The organism is Sphingomonas sp. Leaf357, from assembly GCF_001423845.1.
Classification (GTDB): domain Bacteria; phylum Pseudomonadota; class Alphaproteobacteria; order Sphingomonadales; family Sphingomonadaceae; genus Sphingomonas.
The window spans coordinates 1,701,021-1,718,151 of the sequence record NZ_LMPM01000001.1 but is presented as its reverse complement, the minus strand read 5'-3'; the positions used below and the strand labels follow the sequence as shown (position 1 = coordinate 1,718,151).

15 protein-coding genes are annotated in these 17,131 nt (G+C 63.4%); 6 read left to right on the top strand and 9 right to left on the bottom strand.

Translation table 11 applies throughout. The features are described 5' to 3' along the window. The first annotated feature begins 82 nt into the window (after positions 1-82). Complete coding sequence (locus tag ASG11_RS18360) at positions 83-1,201, top strand: acyltransferase family protein (RefSeq protein WP_156363696.1); 1,119 nt, start codon at positions 83-85, stop codon at positions 1,199-1,201. A 178-nt stretch (positions 1,202-1,379) separates the two neighbouring features. Here the strand turns inward: ASG11_RS18360 and ASG11_RS07915 are convergent, their stop codons facing one another. Continuing rightward, positions 1,380-2,882: an O-antigen ligase family protein gene (locus tag ASG11_RS07915; RefSeq protein ID WP_156363695.1), complete on the bottom strand. Its 1,503-nt coding sequence runs from the start codon at positions 2,880-2,882 to the stop codon at positions 1,380-1,382. Between the two features lie 170 nt (positions 2,883-3,052). Here ASG11_RS07915 and ASG11_RS07910 point away from each other — a divergent pair, with 170 nt between their 5' ends. Next, positions 3,053-4,621: a hypothetical protein gene (locus ASG11_RS07910; protein ID WP_156363694.1), complete on the top strand. Its 1,569-nt coding sequence runs from the start codon at positions 3,053-3,055 to the stop codon at positions 4,619-4,621. On the opposite strand, the gene ASG11_RS07905 is transcribed toward ASG11_RS07910, so the two are convergent. Then, complete coding sequence (locus ASG11_RS07905) at positions 4,599-5,852, bottom strand: acyltransferase family protein (protein ID WP_168371714.1); 1,254 nt, start codon at positions 5,850-5,852, stop codon at positions 4,599-4,601. The genes ASG11_RS07910 and ASG11_RS07905 overlap by 23 nt on opposite strands. Next, complete coding sequence (locus ASG11_RS07900; RefSeq protein WP_236697425.1) at positions 5,795-6,508, bottom strand: WecB/TagA/CpsF family glycosyltransferase; 714 nt, start codon at positions 6,506-6,508, stop codon at positions 5,795-5,797. Before ASG11_RS07900 ends, ASG11_RS07905 begins: the two co-directional genes overlap by 58 nt. A 155-nt stretch (positions 6,509-6,663) precedes the next feature. On the opposite strand from ASG11_RS07900, the gene ASG11_RS07895 reads away from it, so the two are divergent. Genes ASG11_RS07895 through ASG11_RS07880 form a run of 4 tightly spaced genes read left to right on the top strand, consistent with a single transcriptional unit; the run spans position 6,664 to position 10,363 of the window. Continuing rightward, positions 6,664-7,707, top strand: coding sequence for a glycosyltransferase (locus tag ASG11_RS07895; protein WP_055777419.1), 1,044 nt, complete (start codon positions 6,664-6,666; stop codon positions 7,705-7,707). Continuing rightward, on the top strand, positions 7,704-8,237 hold the full coding sequence (locus tag ASG11_RS07890) for a serine O-acetyltransferase (protein WP_055777417.1): 534 nt from the start codon (positions 7,704-7,706) through the stop codon (positions 8,235-8,237). The genes ASG11_RS07895 and ASG11_RS07890 overlap by 4 nt, the downstream gene beginning before the upstream one ends. Next, positions 8,234-9,289, top strand: coding sequence for a glycosyltransferase (locus ASG11_RS07885; protein WP_236697424.1), 1,056 nt, complete (start codon positions 8,234-8,236; stop codon positions 9,287-9,289). The genes ASG11_RS07890 and ASG11_RS07885 overlap by 4 nt, the downstream gene beginning before the upstream one ends. Positions 9,290-9,310: 21 nt before the next feature. Next, a complete protein-coding gene (locus ASG11_RS07880) occupies positions 9,311-10,363 on the top strand; it encodes a glycosyltransferase (RefSeq protein ID WP_055777412.1) in 1,053 nt (350 codons plus the stop codon). A 35-nt stretch (positions 10,364-10,398) separates the two neighbouring features. Here the strand turns inward: ASG11_RS07880 and ASG11_RS07875 are convergent, their stop codons facing one another. The 6 genes from ASG11_RS07875 to ASG11_RS07850 form a co-directional block, all read right to left on the bottom strand. After that, the gene (locus tag ASG11_RS07875) at positions 10,399-11,586 is read right to left on the bottom strand and encodes a glycosyltransferase family 2 protein (RefSeq protein ID WP_236697423.1); all 1,188 of its coding nucleotides are present in this window, start codon (positions 11,584-11,586) and stop codon (positions 10,399-10,401) included. Next, the gene (locus ASG11_RS07870; protein ID WP_055777409.1) at positions 11,583-12,776 is read right to left on the bottom strand and encodes a glycosyltransferase family 4 protein; all 1,194 of its coding nucleotides are present in this window, start codon (positions 12,774-12,776) and stop codon (positions 11,583-11,585) included. Before ASG11_RS07870 ends, ASG11_RS07875 begins: the two co-directional genes overlap by 4 nt. A gap of 98 nt (positions 12,777-12,874) precedes the next feature. Further along, positions 12,875-13,681 (bottom strand): CpsD/CapB family tyrosine-protein kinase, encoded by an 807-nt coding sequence (locus tag ASG11_RS07865; protein WP_055777408.1) that lies wholly within the window; start codon positions 13,679-13,681, stop codon positions 12,875-12,877. After that, positions 13,678-15,165, bottom strand: coding sequence for a GumC family protein (locus ASG11_RS07860; RefSeq protein WP_055777406.1), 1,488 nt, complete (start codon positions 15,163-15,165; stop codon positions 13,678-13,680). Before ASG11_RS07860 ends, ASG11_RS07865 begins: the two co-directional genes overlap by 4 nt. Next, complete coding sequence (locus tag ASG11_RS07855; RefSeq protein ID WP_055777404.1) at positions 15,162-16,367, bottom strand: hypothetical protein; 1,206 nt, start codon at positions 16,365-16,367, stop codon at positions 15,162-15,164. Before ASG11_RS07855 ends, ASG11_RS07860 begins: the two co-directional genes overlap by 4 nt. Then, on the bottom strand, positions 16,364-16,981 hold the full coding sequence (locus ASG11_RS07850; RefSeq protein WP_236697422.1) for a polysaccharide biosynthesis/export family protein: 618 nt from the start codon (positions 16,979-16,981) through the stop codon (positions 16,364-16,366). The genes ASG11_RS07855 and ASG11_RS07850 overlap by 4 nt, the downstream gene beginning before the upstream one ends. Positions 16,982-17,131 lie beyond the last annotated feature (150 nt).

Sequence of the window (17,131 nt, the reverse complement as noted above, 5' to 3'; positions counted from 1 at the left end):
CCCGCGCCAATTGTCGCTGCGAATAATTCTCCAAAATATCCGGCCCCTTGCCCTCGAACCCAAATTCATCACAGATGATTGGATGACGATCAAAAATCAGCAAAGTCAGAAAATACCCAACCCGGTTGCGACTACTCCGGCGGGTGGCCGGTTTGAAGCGCTTGACGCCCTACGCGGGTTATGCGCGATCGCCGTGCTTTTTTATCATGCCAGTTTTATCAGCGCTCTTAAGCTTGCACCGTCCGCGTATCTTGCCGTTGACATGTTTTTTTTGATGAGTGGATTTGTGATCGCTCACGCTTATGAAGGACGCCTTCTTGCTGGAAAATATTTTCAGACGTTCTTGATCAAACGATATGGCCGGTTCGCGCCAATGTGGCTGATCGGGGTCGGATTAGGCTTTATTGCAACGATCCCGGGTAATTTACATTCGCATGATTGGTTGGGAGGGTTCATCGCGGTCATAACCGCACTAGCCCTTATGCCAAGCCCGACATCACCGACGTTGTTTCCTTTGTCGACCCAAGGCTGGTCTCTGTTCGGTGAAATTATGATCAACTTGGCTTATGGCGCCGCCCTCGTCAGACTATCGACTCTATGGCTCGCTTTTCTAACGGCGCTTACTTTCGCAATTCTCGTTGTAGATACAGTAGCGCGCGGGAAGGGGCTTGATTTCGGCTATCGCTGGGACGAAATTGACATGACCTTCCTACGTGCAACTTTTGGATTTCTTGCCGGAGTAGTACTCTGCCGCATGGTCAGCACATTCGTTGTGCCACCACTACCGGATTCACTAGCTTGGGTCATCTTCGGCGCAGTGATTGTGATAATGCTATCACCGGTGCCGAATACCTATCGGGCAGGGTTTGATCTGACTACAATCCTAACGCTATTTCCTTTGATTGTTTTGTTGCTATCGCAGGCGAAATCATCGCATAAGTCATTCGAGGTTTTAGGCGCGATCTCGTATCCGCTTTACACAATACATCTCGGCGTATTTATGATCATTCAGACCGCTACAGGCCTCGTTACAAACTGGCGCTTAACATCGATCGACAACACATCAGCGCTATTTATCTGCATCATATTGATTAACATTGCATATATATTTGGCAAATGGATCGATCCATGGTGTCAAGGAGCAATAGCTAAAAGGCTAAGGATAACAAGGCCACATCTACCTGGTGACGGAAAATTTTAGATCAACAAAACGACGCGATCGAAATCTCTTACTCAAATATTTCTCATAATGACGTGCTCGAACGAAAAGAAAACTATTTTTTACTAATCATTCCAACATTAACTGACCTGCGACTCCAGATTGATGGTCGCGTTGGAACACTTCACCACCTTCGCTTTGTGATCGGGATTGTAAAAATTTACAGCGATACTGCTGCGTTGACTGACCGACCGCCATTATAAATTAGCGGACGAGCTTTACGATCTAGTGATTTTTGCCGCTGCCTTGCCAAGGATAGCAAGGGAGCGGTAAGGGCAAGAGCGACAACCGGCCAAAGCAATCCGCGATTTGCGGTCGAAGTAAACAAAAGCGCGACCATGCTAACCACCAGCATCGTCTCCGGCACAACCTGAAGACCGCTTGCTGGCGATTTACCGATCCGGGCACCGTGACGCCAAGTTGCAGCGAATGGTATTCCCCATATCACTAGCCAAATCACGAATCCTAGCAGCCCCCCGCTTAGTGCGACAAACAGATGAGTATTGACGAAATCGATGAGACCTTGGCCCTGAACAAGTTCGACCATCGAAACATTCAGTTCGGAAGCCGATTGTCCCAGCAATGGGTGCGCGCGAACTTGCGCTAGGCCACTTTCGAGCAATGCCCTACGATAATCCATGGTATCTACAGCGGCACCGGAACGGCCAAGACTCTCGGCAAGTCGGCCGTTTTCAGGCAATAAGAGACTAGCAACCGTATAAAGCACTGCGGCTCCGAAAAGCGCGCCCACCGCCCTGCCCCTGAGCCCACGATAGGCCCACAAGGCACAATATCCAGCAGCGCAGGCAATCCACGCGCCGCGCGACTGCGTGGCCAGCAGACCTGCCAGCAAGAGCATCATCACCGCGCGATATCCAAGCGCGTGGAAATAGGACCGAACCCCCCACAGGCCGGCTGGAAGGATCGCTAGGAAGAACGCGAATGCCGTGGGATTCAGGAACGGACCACCCGAGCGCATGAACCCTGCTCGCACGTTGAGCATCGATATACCGCGAAGGGAAACGTTCAAATGCGATGGGATGTACTCATAGAGAGCCCAGTGCCGGCTCGCCTCGAAGATAGCGATCAGTGCGGCGAGGGCACCCGCCAGGAAGAAACGCGACAGGATGACGCGCGCATCGCTCTCGCTGCCGATGCTTCGGGACACGATGATGTACGGCACGCCGACCGTCAGGAAGATATCGGCGAAGCCGCGCAGATAAGCGTTCGCCTCCCCTCCCCGCGCGTTCATGAGCGTGAACAGGAGAACGAGGACCGCCGCCGCGAAATCATACTTGCCGCTATGCAATCTGGTCGTGCGCGGCGTCCACAACAGCGCCAGCAGCGCCCCGACTGCCAGAGCCGACGTGGCCGACAAGCGCATGATGTACAGGCCCCCCAGGCTGTACTCCAGGCTCAGTTCCGGCACCATCGGCAACATCAGCAGATAGCCTGCGCACAATTCCGGTCGGTTGCGCGCCAGCATCGCGGCGACCAGCAGAACGGCATAGGCCATTTCCACCTTCGGAACGAAAATCAGCAATGCCGGCACGAGCAGGACCAGCGCGAACACGCGCGCATCGATCAGGCCCTTCATCCGATCGACCAGCGCCCAACGGAAGAACAGCAGGCCGAGCAGGAGGAGCCCATCCAGATAGAACAAGCTTTTGACGCTTAGGATCACGGGCAGCACGCTTTTGTTCGCGAATGCGCCGGCGGCGATCGCAGGGTCGGATGGGTACCAGCATGCTGGTCTAATCCCCGGCCATGATGTATGGCCGCACCTCCAAAAGCAAGACGAAAGCGGCGATCGCCGATGTGTGTAGAGCAATGATGCGAGCTGTCGGTTTCATCCTCGTGCCCGCTGCTCTGGCCGGTGCCGGCGCCGCCATGCTGCACCGGAATGGCACATCCGCGCCGATCGCCGCCACCTCGCCCGCCGGTGCGCGCGCTGCCGACACGCCGCTGACGGTGGAGCCCACCGTCGTGGGCATGAACCTCGGCGGTCTGGAATATTATGCCGGAGAATGGGCGTTCAACGATATCGTCCAGACGTCCGCCACGATCAATTTCATCGAGCCCAATGGCAGTTGGAAAGACCCGATCGGTCGCATCCAGTTCGACCCGACCGGGCACCCCATCCATATTCCCAAGACGACCCTGCTTTCGGTGATGCTGCAGAGTGGCACGGTGCGCATCCAGACCGGCAGCTTTGCCTGCACGATCGCGGACGGCTGGGACGTTTATGCCTTTGGCGACTGGAAGACGAAGGGGTCGGGCAAGCACTTCACGATGATCGTCGACAAGCCGATCCCCACTGCCGGCATCACGATGAAACTGACCGCGACCAAGGACGATGCAACGCTCAGCCCGCTGTCCTGCGTACAGCAGGGCGTCGATACCTCCACGCCGTTCAATCCCGTCTTCCTCGCCGAGAAGCGCCCCTACAAGGTGCTGCGCTTCATGGACTGGATGCAGACCAACAACGCGCCGAAGCGCATCTGGGCGGAGCGGCCGACGCCCGCGTCGTTCACGCAGGGCGGCCCCAACGGCGTGTCGATGGAATATATGGTCGCATTGGCCAACACGACCCAGTCGGACCCTTGGTTCAACATGCCGTTCGATGTCGATCCGGGGTATTACGAGAAGTTCGCGACCTATGTACGCGACCATCTCGATCCCAAGCTGAAAGCCTATGTCGAATTTTCGAACGAGGTTTGGAACGACGCTTTCCAGCAAGGCAAGACGGCGACGGAACGCGGGCGTGAACTCTATCCCAATGTCGATCCCGCCATGGCGAACGATTTCTATTATGCCGATCGCGTCCGCGACGTGATGAGCGTCTGGACACGGGTCTTTTCAGGCCAGCCGAAGCGACTGGTGCGAGTTCTGGCCAATCAGACATGGCCGGAGCGAGCCGATCGTGCGCTGGCGCACAAGGATACCTGGAGGTCGGTCGATGCTCTGGCGGTCGCGCCGTATTTCAGCACCGATCCCTACACGCTGCCCGGAACGGGTGCCGTCCGCGTCAATGCGCTGTTCGCCCGCGCTCCCGAAATCGTCGGCAATGCGATCAACCAGGCGGTCGCCGCCAAGAAGGTTGCGCACAAATACAACCTGCCGATGGTCGCGTACGAAGCGGGGCCGGGGTTCGTCGGCTACCAGAAGGAAATCGGCGAGGACATGCTGGCCGCCAATCGCGACCCGCGGATCTACGATATGTACATGACGTATCTGAAGCGCTGGCAGAAGGAGGTCGGCGGGCTGATCGTCTTGTTCACCTCGGTGGGAACGCCTGGCCCGGGCGGCCAATATGGTCATCGCGAATATACGGGCCAGCCTTTGTCCGACGCGCCCAAGGCGCGCGCGGTCAACGATTTCATGGCACAGCTAAAGCAATAGGCCGATCGGCCCCTACGCTGCGTCGCTCCGATTTGCCCAACCCGAGCCACGGCTCCAATCGGTAGATCGCGGCGACCCGTACGACGATGAGCGGTACGATCAATCCGCCGATCACGCACGCCAGCAACAGTAAGAGCGGGTGGTGCGGGCCCGTCATGCCCAAGATCGTTCGGATCGCCGCCGCGACGATGGTGTGCATGACGAAGATCGCCATCGACGCCTGCCCAAGCGTGGACAGCCAGGAGCACCGTGGCCCAATGATCCGCGCGACGACGATAATGAACGCGATCCCCGCCCAGGCCTGAACGAGCGCGGCAGCCGAAAGGGAAGCGCTATTGTCGCGCCGCACGCATACGAGGACCATGAACACGCCGAGCGCCGCCACCGCCGCCAGTATCTTCCCGCGCGTGGAACGCCGATCGGTTGGTGCCAGCAAAAAGCCGGAGGTCATCATGCCGATAACGAAGAAGGGAAACGATGCCACGAACTCGTTGATGGTCGGATTGATGAAGGGAAGCGGTGCCACCAAAAAAATCGCGGCGATGACGATGTTCGCCGGGAATGCGCGCCTGAAGATCAGCGCGACCAGCTGGCAGAAGAACAGGACGTAGAGGAACCAGTATTGCAGGATCGGCTGGTACACGATCGATATCAGGCTCCGAAAATCCATCGGTTTGTTGACATAGTGTACGGCCAGTGCGGACAGGCACCACGAGAGGATCGACCAGAGAAAATACGGGTAGGCGATACTCTTCAGCTTATCGAGAAAGGATTCCGCGAAAGGCTTGCTCCGCATGGATTTCAACGAAACCACGCCCGATATGAAGAAGAAAAGCGGCATGTGGAACGAATAGATCAGTGCATCCTGAAATGGCCCGTTCCACGCCGCCGGGAATTGACCGATCGCCGTCTGCGCCCGCATCTGGTGCGCATAGACGACCAGGATGATGCCGATACCGCGTGCGTGATCCAGCCACGCATGGCGGTTCATCCCGCCGCGCTGGGCGTCGCCCGATCGCATCAGGCCCGCAGTCCGCCGAACATCTCCGTCGATCTGCCGCAGACGACGCCGATGGCCGGCATGCGCGGGAATGGCACGCGACGCGCGGCGTGCGGCAAGGTTGATTCGCGATCCATCCGTTCGACCTGTTTTGGTTCTATCCGCCCTTTGTATCAGGCATTTGGTTTCGACCAGCGAAACGCGAGCAGAAATATTTTCGGCCCGTCCCACAAATAGCGCCGCGCGAGACGCCTGGGGTTGCCGGCAAGGCGCCAGGCCCATTCCATGCCGGCCCGTTGAACGGCACGGGGCGCGCGAACCTGCGCGCCGACGATGAAGTCGATCGCCGCGCCGATGCACAAAGCCGTGCCAGCAACCTGGCCATCTCGCGCCATCTCATGGGCGAGAATCTCCTGCTGCGGCGCGCCGACCGCGAGCAAAGTGAACCGCGCCCCGGCCTCCGCCGCGGCGCGGACGGCGGCGGCACGGGCCTGTGCGTCGGTCCGCAATCCCATCGGTGGTTGATGATGCACGAGATCGAGCGCCGGAAATTTCCGCCGCAATTTGTCGGCCAGCTCACCGCTGCCACCGACGAGACAGTAACGATCGCCCGCCACGAGCACACGATCGAACAGGGCCACGATCAAATCGCTGCCCGGCACCACCGACAGGGTCACCCCCCGCATCCTGGCCAATCGCGCCAGGATCCGGCTGTCGCACAGCCGGATCGTCGCGGCGTCGTAGATCGGGCGGAGCCGCTCGGGATCGGCGGCAATCTGCACCATATGGTCGACATTCGGCGTCACGACATATGCGAAACCGTCCGCGGCTTGGCGATGCTGCAGCCAGGCGACCATGGCCTCGAAATCGTATCGATCGAAGGCCATGTCGACAAAGACCGTCTTTCCCGGAGATGCTACGCTCATAAATCCGCCGCCCCGCCGCACGCCGATCCCCGCATCAAGAAAATGCCGCGGCGCAACCAATTGACAACCGCCTATGTGTCACACCTATGAGTGACGTCCAGCGAAAGTGATACGAATTGGCGCAGCACGAACAGGGTGGGTCCGACGGGGGCAAGCTGGGCATCGTCGTGATCGGCCGCAACGAAGGCGCGCGGCTGGTCCGTTGCCTGGAATCGCTGCCCGACGGCGTCGCGCGCGTGTATGTCGATTCCGCCTCGTCGGACGATAGCGTCGCGATGACGCGGGCGCGCGGCATCGACGCGATCGAACTGAACACCCCGCCCCGCCTTTCCGCCGCCCGCGCCCGCAATGCGGGCTTGGCGCATCTGGCGGCGCGAAATCCGGCGCTGGAATTCGTCCAGATGATCGATGGCGATTGCGAAGTCCAACCTGGCTGGCTGGACGCCGGCATAGCGGCACTGGAGGCCGATCCCGGCCTGGCCCTGGTCTTCGGACGGCGGCGTGAGCGCTATCCGGATCGATCGACCTACAACGCCTTGTGTGACGACGAGTGGGACGTGGCGGTCGGCCCGGCGACGGCGTGCGGTGGCGATGTGCTGTGCCGCGTGGCACCGTTGCAGGCGATCGGAGGCTATGATCCCGACATGATCGCGGGCGAAGACCCGGATATGGCGGTGCGGTTGCGCGGCACCGGCTGGCGGCTAGCGCGGATCGATAACGAAATGACCCTGCACGACGCCGCAATCCTGAAATTCGGGCAATGGTGGATGCGGTGCAAGCGTGCCGGCCACGCCTTCGCCGAACTGGCGAGCCGCCACCCCGATCTCCGCGCGCCGGATTATCGCCGCAGTTGCCGCAGCATCGTGATCTGGGCGGGCGTGATTCCGGCGCTGTTCGTCGCGGCGCTGCTGGCGACGGTGTTCGCCAGCCCGATCTTCGCGCTGCCGGCCGCCGCCCTGGTGCTGATCTGGCCGGCCAAGATGGCGCAGATCGCCCTGGCCAAATCCCGCACCCTGCCCCCGCGCCTGGCGATCGCCAGCGGCGTGTTCCTGATGCTGGGCAAGTTCCCCGAACTGCTCGGCCTGCTGCGCTTCCGTCGAAGTCGCGCCGGCGGGCAGCGATCCGGACTGATCGAATACAAGCAGGCGGCCGGGCGATGAGCGAAACCTCGGCGCTATGGGCAACGATCCGCGAGGACTGGCAGGCGCACGGCCGTGACTGGACGAAGCCGGGCTTCCGCGCGGTGGCGGTGCACCGCTTCGGCGTGTGGCGGATGACCGTACGCCCCAAGCTGCTGCGCGCACCGCTCAGCCTGATCTACCGCACGCTCCATCGCCGCTGTCGCAACGTCTACGGCATCGAACTGCCCTATTCGGTCAGCCTGGGGCGCCGCGTGATCGTCGAGCATCAGGGCGGCATCGTCGTCCATGGCGATACCGTGATCGGCGACGATTGCATCATCCGCCAGAATTGCACGCTCGGCATCCGCCGGCTCGACGCGCTGCACGACGCGCCCGTGCTGGGTCGTGGCGTGCAGCTCGGCGCGGGCGCGGTGGTGCTCGGCCGCGTCACGCTCGGCGACGGCGCGATCGTCGGCGCGAACGCTGTGGTGCTGGTCGACGTGCCCTCCGGCGCGCTGGCGACCGGCGTTCCGGCGACTATCCGCTTGCGCAAGGGCCAGCCGTCTTGAACATTCCCAGGACCCGCAACGTCGCCGCCGTCATGGTCAATTTCCGCACCGCCGCACTGGCGCTGGCCGCCGCGAAGGCGCTGGGCAGCGCGCGGGCGGAATTTCCCGATCTCCGGCTGGTGATCGCCGACGGCTTTTCCGACGACGGATCGGTCGAGGCGCTCACCGAGGGAGTCACCAAGGATAAGCTCGGCGACTGGGTGACGGTGCTGCCGCTGGCGGTCAACGGCGGGTTCGGCTGGGCGAACAACCAGGCGATGCTGCATCTGCTGCAATCCGATACGCCGCCAGAATACATCTACCTGCTCAACCCCGATACCGAGGTGACGCCCGGTGCGGTTTCCGCCTTGGTCGACACGCTGGACCGCGTCCCGAATTGCGCGGCGGTGGGCAGCCTGTTGCTCAACGACGACGGCAGTCCGTCGGGCTCCGCCTTCCGCTTTCCCTCGATCGGGCGCGAGTTCCTCGGCGGGTCGCATGCCGACGGCCTCGGCCGGCTGTTCGGCATCATCCCGATGGTGATCGACGATCGCCAGGAATGCGAGGCCGACTGGGTGACCGGGGCCAGCCTGATGTTCCGGGCCGCCGCGCTCAAGCAGACCGGCCTGTTCGACACCAGCTTCTTCCTTTATTTCGAAGAGGTCGAATTGATGCACCGCCTGGGCCGCGCCGGCTGGACGGTGCGTCATCAACCGGCAAGCCGGGTGCATCACATCGGCGGTGCCTCGACCGGCCTGGCCTACAACCGCAAGGATCTGGCGGTGGGCCCACCCCTGCCGCGTTACTGGTTCGCCTCCCGCCGCCGCCTCTTCGCGCTGATCGGCGGCAAGGGCACCGCCATCAGGGCTGGTCTCGCGTGGCTGGCCGGACACGCCTTATTCATGCTGCGGCGGCTGTTGGGCCGGGGCGGCGGCCATATCCCCAAGCGGCGCGAGGCGCGCGATCTGCTGCGCTACGGCCTGATTCCGAACCGGGCCGATTTCCAGCGCGACCTGACCGCCTGGGACGAACCGCCGGGCCGGACACCCGCCTGGATGCTGCAGACCAAGTGAAATCGAGCGCGAGAGACTCCATTGGCATTTCATATCGTTCTGGACAAAATCACCGACCTCGACGGGATCGCGGCGGCGGCGGCCACGGGCGATCGGCCGGGCCATGCCATGGGGCAGCTTCGCGATCGGCTCGGCGCCGAGGTTCATGCGCCCGATGGCGACGGTTCGGCCCGTTGGGACGACCGGATCCGTTCCAAGCTGATCGGATCGCCGCAGGTCTGGGCGTTGGCGCGGAAACTGGCGTCGATCACGGGCGCGGGCGACACGATCTTCTGCACCGGCGAGCATAGCGGCTTTCCCGTCGCTGCGCTGGCCGGAGGGCGGCGGGACGGCCCGCGCGTCGCCATGATGGTGCACAATATCGATCGGACGCGCGCGCGCGCCGCGCTCGGGATCTTCGGGCTGAAGAAAAGGGTCGATCTGTTCGTCAGCCCATCCCGCCCGCAGATCGAATACCTGGCCGCGGCCGGGTATCCGCCGGAGCAGCGGCAGTTCATCTTCGACCAGACCGATCTCGGATTCTTCTCACCGGGACCGGCGGGGCCGAAACGGCGCTCGCTGGTGGTCAGCGTCGGGCTGGAGCAGCGCGATTATCGCACGCTGGCGGCGGCGACGGGCGAGCTCGACCTCGACGTGAGGATCAGCGGCTTCTCGAACGATGCGGCCCTGCTCGCGGATACGTTCCCCGAGACGATGCCGGCCAATTTCGAGCGCAAATTCTACGAATGGCGCGATCTGGCGCAGCTCTATCGCGACGCCGATGTCGTCGTCGTCGCGGTGAAGCCGAACCGCTATGCCGCCGGGGTGCAGGCGCTGCTGGAAGCGATGGCCAGCGGGCGTCCGGTAATCGTGACCGCGAGCGAAGGGCTTGCCGGGTATCTGGACGACACGGATGCGCTGACGATCGTTCCGCAGCAGGATCCGGCGGCGATGCGCCGGGCGATCATGGCTATCGTGACCCAGCCCGAGACCGCCGCGGCGCGCAGGCGACGCGCGCGGGAGATTGCGGTCGAACGCTATGGATCGGACGCGTATGTCGGCGCGCTCGACAAGGCGCTGCGCCACTTGAGGTAAGCCCTGGGATCGCATGATCCCGTCAGCGTCACCCCTCAGGGGCGGTCGATCCGTTCGGTGCGCACCCAGGCGACCTTGCGCTTGCCGCCGAGGATCCTGGCGTAGAGCGCGAGTTTCCAGGCGATATAGACTGGCAGGCGCAGCAGGGTCGCGCCACTGATATGCCGCCGCCCCTCGACCATCCAGGCCGCCGCGACCGCCGCGATCAGGCAGGCGAGCAAGCCGCCGCCGATGATCGCGGGCAAGGCGATTCCGGTCGTCAGCGCGAGAATTACCGCCACTAAAGTCGCGACGACGTTCGCCAGCAGCAGCAGCGTGAGCGGCGGGACGAGCAGGTGCGCGCCCATCCAGATCTTCGCCCAGCGGCGTTGCGCCAGCCCCGCGCCGAGCAGGCGCGGCGCGACACTGCGCGCGGTGGCGAGGAAGCCGCCTTCCCAGCGGGCGCGCTGCGTTTCGGTGCCGGAATCGCCGCTGCTGTCGGACCATACCGTCGCCCCGCCTTCGAACACGGGCGGCACGCCGCGATCGATCAGTTCGATACCCATCACCAGATCCTCGACCACGTTGCCGGTGGCGAGGTCTAAGTTGGCAAAGGTGGCGTAAGGGAAGGCCATGCCCGAGCCGGTGAGGATCGCCGGGCCACCCAGGCGGGCGATGCCACGCTGACGTACTATGTTCTTGGTTGCAAAGGCGAAATTCGAGATTTGCACCGCCGCCGAGGCCTGCAATGCGGGCCGAAAAACATAGGCGGCCTGCACCACGCGACCGGTGGAAAGTGCGCGCGTGGCGATTCGGGCCAGCGCGGTGCGATCGATCGCGCAATCGGCGTCCAGAACGACGACGATCTCGGGCGGATCGAGCGCGAGGCGATCGCGTCCGAAGGCAAGCGCATAGCCCTTGCCGCGCCGTGCCGGATCGTTGCGCTCGACGACGTCGAATCCGGCCTCGCGCGCGATCGCTGCGGTACGATCGCCGCAATTGTCGGCCACCAGCAGCACGCGCGCACCGGCGGCTTTCAGATCGGCCAGCCCAGCGAGCATCGCCGGCAGGCTCGCTTCCTCGTTATGCGCCGGAATCAGCAGCGCGACCGACGGCGGCAGTTCGAGCGTGGCGCCGGTCGGGGTCGCAGCGAGGCCGAACGCGATTTCGCACAGGAACACGGCATCGACGATCGCGATCGGCAGCAGGACGATCAGGGCGAGGATTTCCAGCACGCCGATCATGCCGCGCCCTGAAACAGTGTGCCAAGCGACGCGCCGATCCTGGCCGAATCGTGGCGCGCCAGCACGCGTTCGCGACCGACCCGGCCCTTCGCCGCCAGCGTCCCCGCATCGCAATCGAGCACCGCGTCGATCGCCTCGACCAGCGCGGACACCGACCCCGCCGGGATCACCCAGCCGCAATCCCGATCGACCAATTCCGGCACGCCGGCGATGGCCGTGACGAGCACCGGTGTTTCCAGCGCGAGCGCCTCCATGATCACCACCGGCAGCCCTTCGGCGAAGCTCGGCAGCACCATCGCGCGCGACGACAGCAGAATGTCGCGCACCTCGGCCGCGCCGACGAAGCCAGTGATCGACACGATCCCGCTGAGCCCGCGTGCCGCGATCATCGCCTCCAGTTCGCCGCGCATCTCGCCATCGCCGACCAGCACCAGCCGGAAATCGGCGCGACGCCCCGCGAGTTCGGAAACGGCATCGATCAGCAGCGGGATGCCCTTCTGCGCGCTCAGGCGCGCGACGCAGCACAGCGTCTTGCCGTCATCGGCGCGCGGCGCGATGGCTTGCGTGAACACGCGGTCCACGCCGCATGGCACGATCCGGATCTTGTGCCAGTGCGCGGGATCGCTCCAGCGCATCAGCTGGCTGCGGCCATAGGAACTGATCGCCATGACGTAGCGCGCATCGGCGATCTTGCCGCGCAGATCGAGCGCGCCGGGCGCGTCGAATTCGTCCGGGCCGTGGACGGTGAAGCTGTAGGGGATGCCGGTCAGGCACGACACGAGCCGCGCGACCGCCGCCGGATTGGTCCCGAAATGCGCGTGCAGATGATCGACCCCGCCGAACTGTCGTGCGAGCCAACACGCCTCGACCAAATAGAAGATCTGCCGCCAGCCGCGACGGGGTTCATCAAGGAGCGCCTTCAGCACGATACCGAGCGCCTTGAAGAACGACGCCGGGTGCCCGAAGAGCAGCTTCAGCGTCGCGAGCAGCAGCGGTCGGGCGCCCTGGCCGAGCACGACACGGGTGCGCTCCGCCTCCGAACGGTCGGCGGGATCGGGCAGGTTCGCATCATAGGGGCGGATCGAAAAGCGCGCGACGTCGACGCCCGACGCTTCCAGCGCGAGGATCTCGCGGCGGATGAAGCTGTGGCTGACCGCTGGATAGCGATTGACGAGATACGCTATCTTCATGCCGGCATGTTCCCGCGCGCAAACCCACCGGGCGAACGACCCGGACCAGCCCGATCGACCGGGTCAGCCAAGGCTCGCCCTACGCCCGAATGGTTACGTCAGGAATAATAAGCGTCGTAATAACGCTGCGTGCCGTAGCCGAAGCCGTAATCGTCGCCGCCGATCCCGCCGCGATACATGTTGAGGATCGTCCCCAGGCAGGGTGCCGGCTTGAGCAGTTCGATCGCATCGCGCACCTGATGCGCGGTGGTCTTGCCCTCCTCGACGACGAACATATAGGCGTCGATCTCACGCAGGACGATCGCGGTATCGTCGTTGGCGAATGCCGGCGGCAGATCGCAGATGCAGATCACGTTGTCGGACAGGCCGCGCATCGCCTTGATCAGCGTCTTCAGGCGCGTGCCCGACAACAATTCGGCGGACGAATCCTCGGTCGGGAAGGACGGGAAGATCGTCAGGCCTGTCCCAAGAATGTCATAGGCGGCGGCATCGAGCGAATCGATCTCGCCCGAGAGGAACGAGTTGATCCCCGGCCCTTCGGGAATATCGAACGTCTTGGCGATCGACCCGCGCCGCAGATCGAGATCGAACAGCAAGGTCCGCGTGCCCGGAATGCGCGACAGCGACGCGGCGAGGTTGCTCGCCATGAACGACTTGCCGACGCGCGGCGTGGCCGAAGTGATGCCGATGATCTTGAAATTGTTGGAGCGCATCAGCTTGACCACCTGCGCGCGCAACAGGTTGAACGGACGCGAACGCCGATCGCGGCTGTTGAAGCCGAATACGCCACGACTCGGCGAATCGAACCGCTCCAGCGCCTCGATCGTCGAACTGCGACGCAGGATCGAGGACGGCGAAAGTGTCGGCTCGGTGATGCCCGAATCCCAATCGTTGGAAAGACTCACGCGTATTCGCCTTCATCGGTTAGCGGAGGGGTCGGCTCGGCTTTCTTCTTCCGGCGCCAGCTCCAGCGGCGGCCCGCGCGGGCACGCTTCTTGGACAGGACCGGGACCACCGCGAGCGGCGGCACGCCGGTGATGTTGGTGAGCGTCGCGACGTTGCGGATCGGCCGGTGGACCAATTCGATTAGGAAGGCGAGCGCGATGCCGACGGCCAGGCCGCCGACGATGCCGCCGATCACGAAGAGCGGACGATTGGGCTTGGTCGGCTTGTCCGGCGTGACCGGCGGATCGATCAGCGTCAGGCGTTCGCCACGCTGCTCCTCGGTCAGCTTCGCCATCGAGCGTGCGTTGAGCAGGTTCGAGGTCACCTTGCCCAGATCGGTGCGGATCTGGTCGGCACGGGCCTGGAGCTGCGACACCTGCTGCGCGACGACCGGGCCACGCGCCTGGGCGGCGGCCATCGTCGCGGCGCGACCCTGGGCCTGGCCACGGGCGCTGGTCAGTTCGGCGATCGCCTGGTTGTTCTGCGCGATCTGCTTCTGCACCGAGCTGGCGACGTTGTTGGTCTGGAACTGCGACGCGGCGGTCTTGGCGGCGGCGAGCCGGGTCTCCGCCAGCTTCACGTCGGGGTGATCGTCCGAATATTGCGCCTTGGCCGCGGCGAGCTGTGCCTCGGCCGCCACCACGCCGGCATCGCGACCGACGCCGGCTGTCCCGCTCTGCTGCTGCAATTGGAGATTCTCACGGCGCAGCGCGGCGATCTGGCTATCGAAATCGCCGCCACCGATCGTGATCATGCCCATGCCCGAGCCGCTCGAAAGAGCGGCACCGTTCTGGCCTGTCACGCGATTGACCTGGGCCTCGATCGCATCGACCTGGGCCTGCAGGCTGGTCTGCTGATCCTCGAGGAAGCGCACGTTGGTCTGCGCCTGGGATTGCGATTCGGACTGGTCAAGCTTGAGCAGGCGATCGACGAAGGTCTGCGCGACGATCTGCGCTTCGGGTGCGCGCGGATAATCGAACTTCAGCGAAAACGCGATCGATCCGGACCCGCCGGCACCCGCCGCGCCGCGCGTGATGCTGGCATCGACGGCGCTGATCTCGGTCGCGTTGCGCATCCGGTCGACCAGTTCGGACAACGGCTCCGACCGGCTCGACACGTTGTAGAGATTGTTGTTCTGGATCAGTTCGACCAGATCGGGACGCGCGAGGATCTGCTGGCGGATCTTGGCGATGCGCCGATCGATCACGTCATCGGCCGGCCCGGCAGTCGTGCCGCCGGGCAGATTCTGCGATTCGACGAGCAGCAGCGCGCTCGATTCGTAGGAGCGCGGGAGCAGGAACGCCGCCGCGGTCGCCACGAAGGCGATAATCACCGCCGGCACGATGACGAACCATTTCCGCTGCCACAGGATCAGTGGCAGGCTGCCGAGGATGCTGGAAGACTGTTCTTCCTGTCCGGCGGTGTAGCCGGAGCCGTCCGTCATTTCTTGTCCCCGAATTTGATGGCGACGCCGATCTGGCCGCCATAATCTGCCGCGCGATTGCCGTTCGCGCCGTACACGTCGCGATACCGGCCGGTCGTGATGATGCGCACCCGTTCACGAACGTACCGTTCATATCCGATCGAGGCGTTAAGATATTGATTGCGACCGGTGAGGCCGGGCAGCAAAAGTTGATTGCTGCCGTTCCGCACATAATCGGCATTGGCGAACAGCGTGCCGCGTTCCGACAGCTTGTAGGAATAATTGGCGCCGATCGCGGTTTCGGTCTGCGTGCCGGACACGCCGGTCGGCACCACCGAGCGGCTGGCCTTGATGCACAGGTTCGCGCGTTCGGCCACCCGGCACAGGTTCAGGTTGCCGGACAGCGTGCTGTTCGTCCCGCCGCGGCTGGCATCCTTGACGAACGAGACGCCGAGCGCGCCATCCGCCTTCCAGCGCGGGCCGAAATCGGTCGAGAACGAGCCGCGCACGGAATAGATCGTCGAATCGCCCTGCGGACCCTTGTAGTCGTATTTCGCGATCGACCCCTGCCCGCCGAGTTGCAGGTGATCGGAAATCTGCCGCGAATACGCGGCGGTGCCGCCGTAGCCGTCATAATCGCCGAACAGGCCGAAATTCTTGAACCGCGTGCTGACGTAATAGGCGCTGGTGGTCAGCGTATCGCGCGGCGACAGGATGAACGTCGCATCCCCGTCCGTCCGGAACGTGCGACGGCGATCGCGCGTGCCGAACAGCGACAGATCGCTGCCGGTGACCGGCGGGGGCGTCGGATCGGTCGGGTCGAACGCTCCGTTCAGGCCGTTGTTCGACCCCACGATGGAATTGTCGAAGCTGGCACCGAGGTGCGTGGTGATATGTTCGGTCGGCGTGCCGTTATAGTTGAGCGCCGCGGAATAGTTCTGCGCATTGTCGTAGCGGCGGAAATATTGCTGATATTGCGCATAGCCCGACAGCGTGAACACGCTGCGTTCGTTGACCAGCGAGACCACCGGCGTGATCTGGATATCGGCCACGCCGCTGCTGGTATCGTTGCCCGTTTCGGAAAACGGGTTGTTCGAATAGCCGATATTGGCGGATGCATCCGCACTGACGCGAATGTCGCTTTGCGCGAGAGCGACGCCCGGAACCGCCGACAGCGATGCCGCGATCAGACCATAAAGCCGCGCGCGTCCGCGCGGCATCATGGGACGATCACCGTATCGCCGCTTTCAAGCTGCGGAATGCCGGACAGATCGCGCGGGCTGGGATTGCCCTTCAGCACGTCGGTCAACCGCACCTTGATCGCGGTCAGCCGGCCACCGACCTTGCGCAGGATCGTGACTTCGGAAAGGTTGGCGAAATCGGCCGGACCGCCGGCCATGGTCAGCGCCTCGAGCACGTTGATGTAGCGACCGGGCGTGAACGCACCGGGCGTCCGCACCTTGCCGGCGACGCTGAACTGCAGGCCGGTGGGCTGACGCACCGATACGGTGACCTTGGGCACGGTATCGCGATATTGCGACTTCAGCCCGACCGCGACCGCCGCCTCGACTTCCTGCGGAAGCTTGTTCATGGCATCGACCTGACCGACCAGCGGGAACGCGAACGTCCCGTCCGGCAGCACCTTCACGGTGCGCTGCAGGCGCTCCTCACCCCAGACATAGACCTCGATCTCGTCGCCGGGGTTGATGCGATAGGCCTTGATCGGCGTGGATGGGGCCGTCACGGTGACCGAACTGGACTGGGCCGAAGCCGCCCCCCCGCTCGCGATCATTCCGAAAACGATGCCGCACGCCGCCAGCTTAGCGGATAAGCGCATTTGTAGCCCCCCAATTATTCGTCGCCGCGGTCTTAACCCAACACACGGTCGCTGTGCTAGGCGAAAAGAGAGTAAATGCGGGGAGATGCGCATTTATGTCGCCACCCCGTCCATGACCGGTGCGCGCGAATTCGGATTGCCTGATGCCCC

Bases quoted from the DNA above. Each gene is read 5' to 3' on its own strand.
- ASG11_RS07855 (WP_055777404.1), bottom strand. From the start codon at position 16,367: ATGATGCCGCGCGGACGCGCGCGGCTTTATGGTCTGATCGCGGCATCG.
- ASG11_RS07875 (WP_236697423.1), bottom strand. From the start codon at position 11,586: ATGATCGGCGTGCTGGAAATCCTCGCCCTGATCGTCCTGCTGCCGATC.
- ASG11_RS07870 (WP_055777409.1), bottom strand. From the start codon at position 12,776: ATGAAGATAGCGTATCTCGTCAATCGCTATCCAGCGGTCAGCCACAGC.
- ASG11_RS18360 (WP_156363696.1), top strand. From the start codon at position 83: ATGACGATCAAAAATCAGCAAAGTCAGAAAATACCCAACCCGGTTGCG.
- ASG11_RS07900 (WP_236697425.1), bottom strand. From the start codon at position 6,508: ATGGCCTTCGATCGATACGATTTCGAGGCCATGGTCGCCTGGCTGCAG.
- ASG11_RS07860 (WP_055777406.1), bottom strand. From the start codon at position 15,165: ATGACGGACGGCTCCGGCTACACCGCCGGACAGGAAGAACAGTCTTCC.
- ASG11_RS07890 (WP_055777417.1), top strand. From the start codon at position 7,704: ATGAGCGAAACCTCGGCGCTATGGGCAACGATCCGCGAGGACTGGCAG.
- ASG11_RS07850 (WP_236697422.1), bottom strand. From the start codon at position 16,981: ATGCGCTTATCCGCTAAGCTGGCGGCGTGCGGCATCGTTTTCGGAATG.
- ASG11_RS07910 (WP_156363694.1), top strand. From the start codon at position 3,053: ATGCGAGCTGTCGGTTTCATCCTCGTGCCCGCTGCTCTGGCCGGTGCC.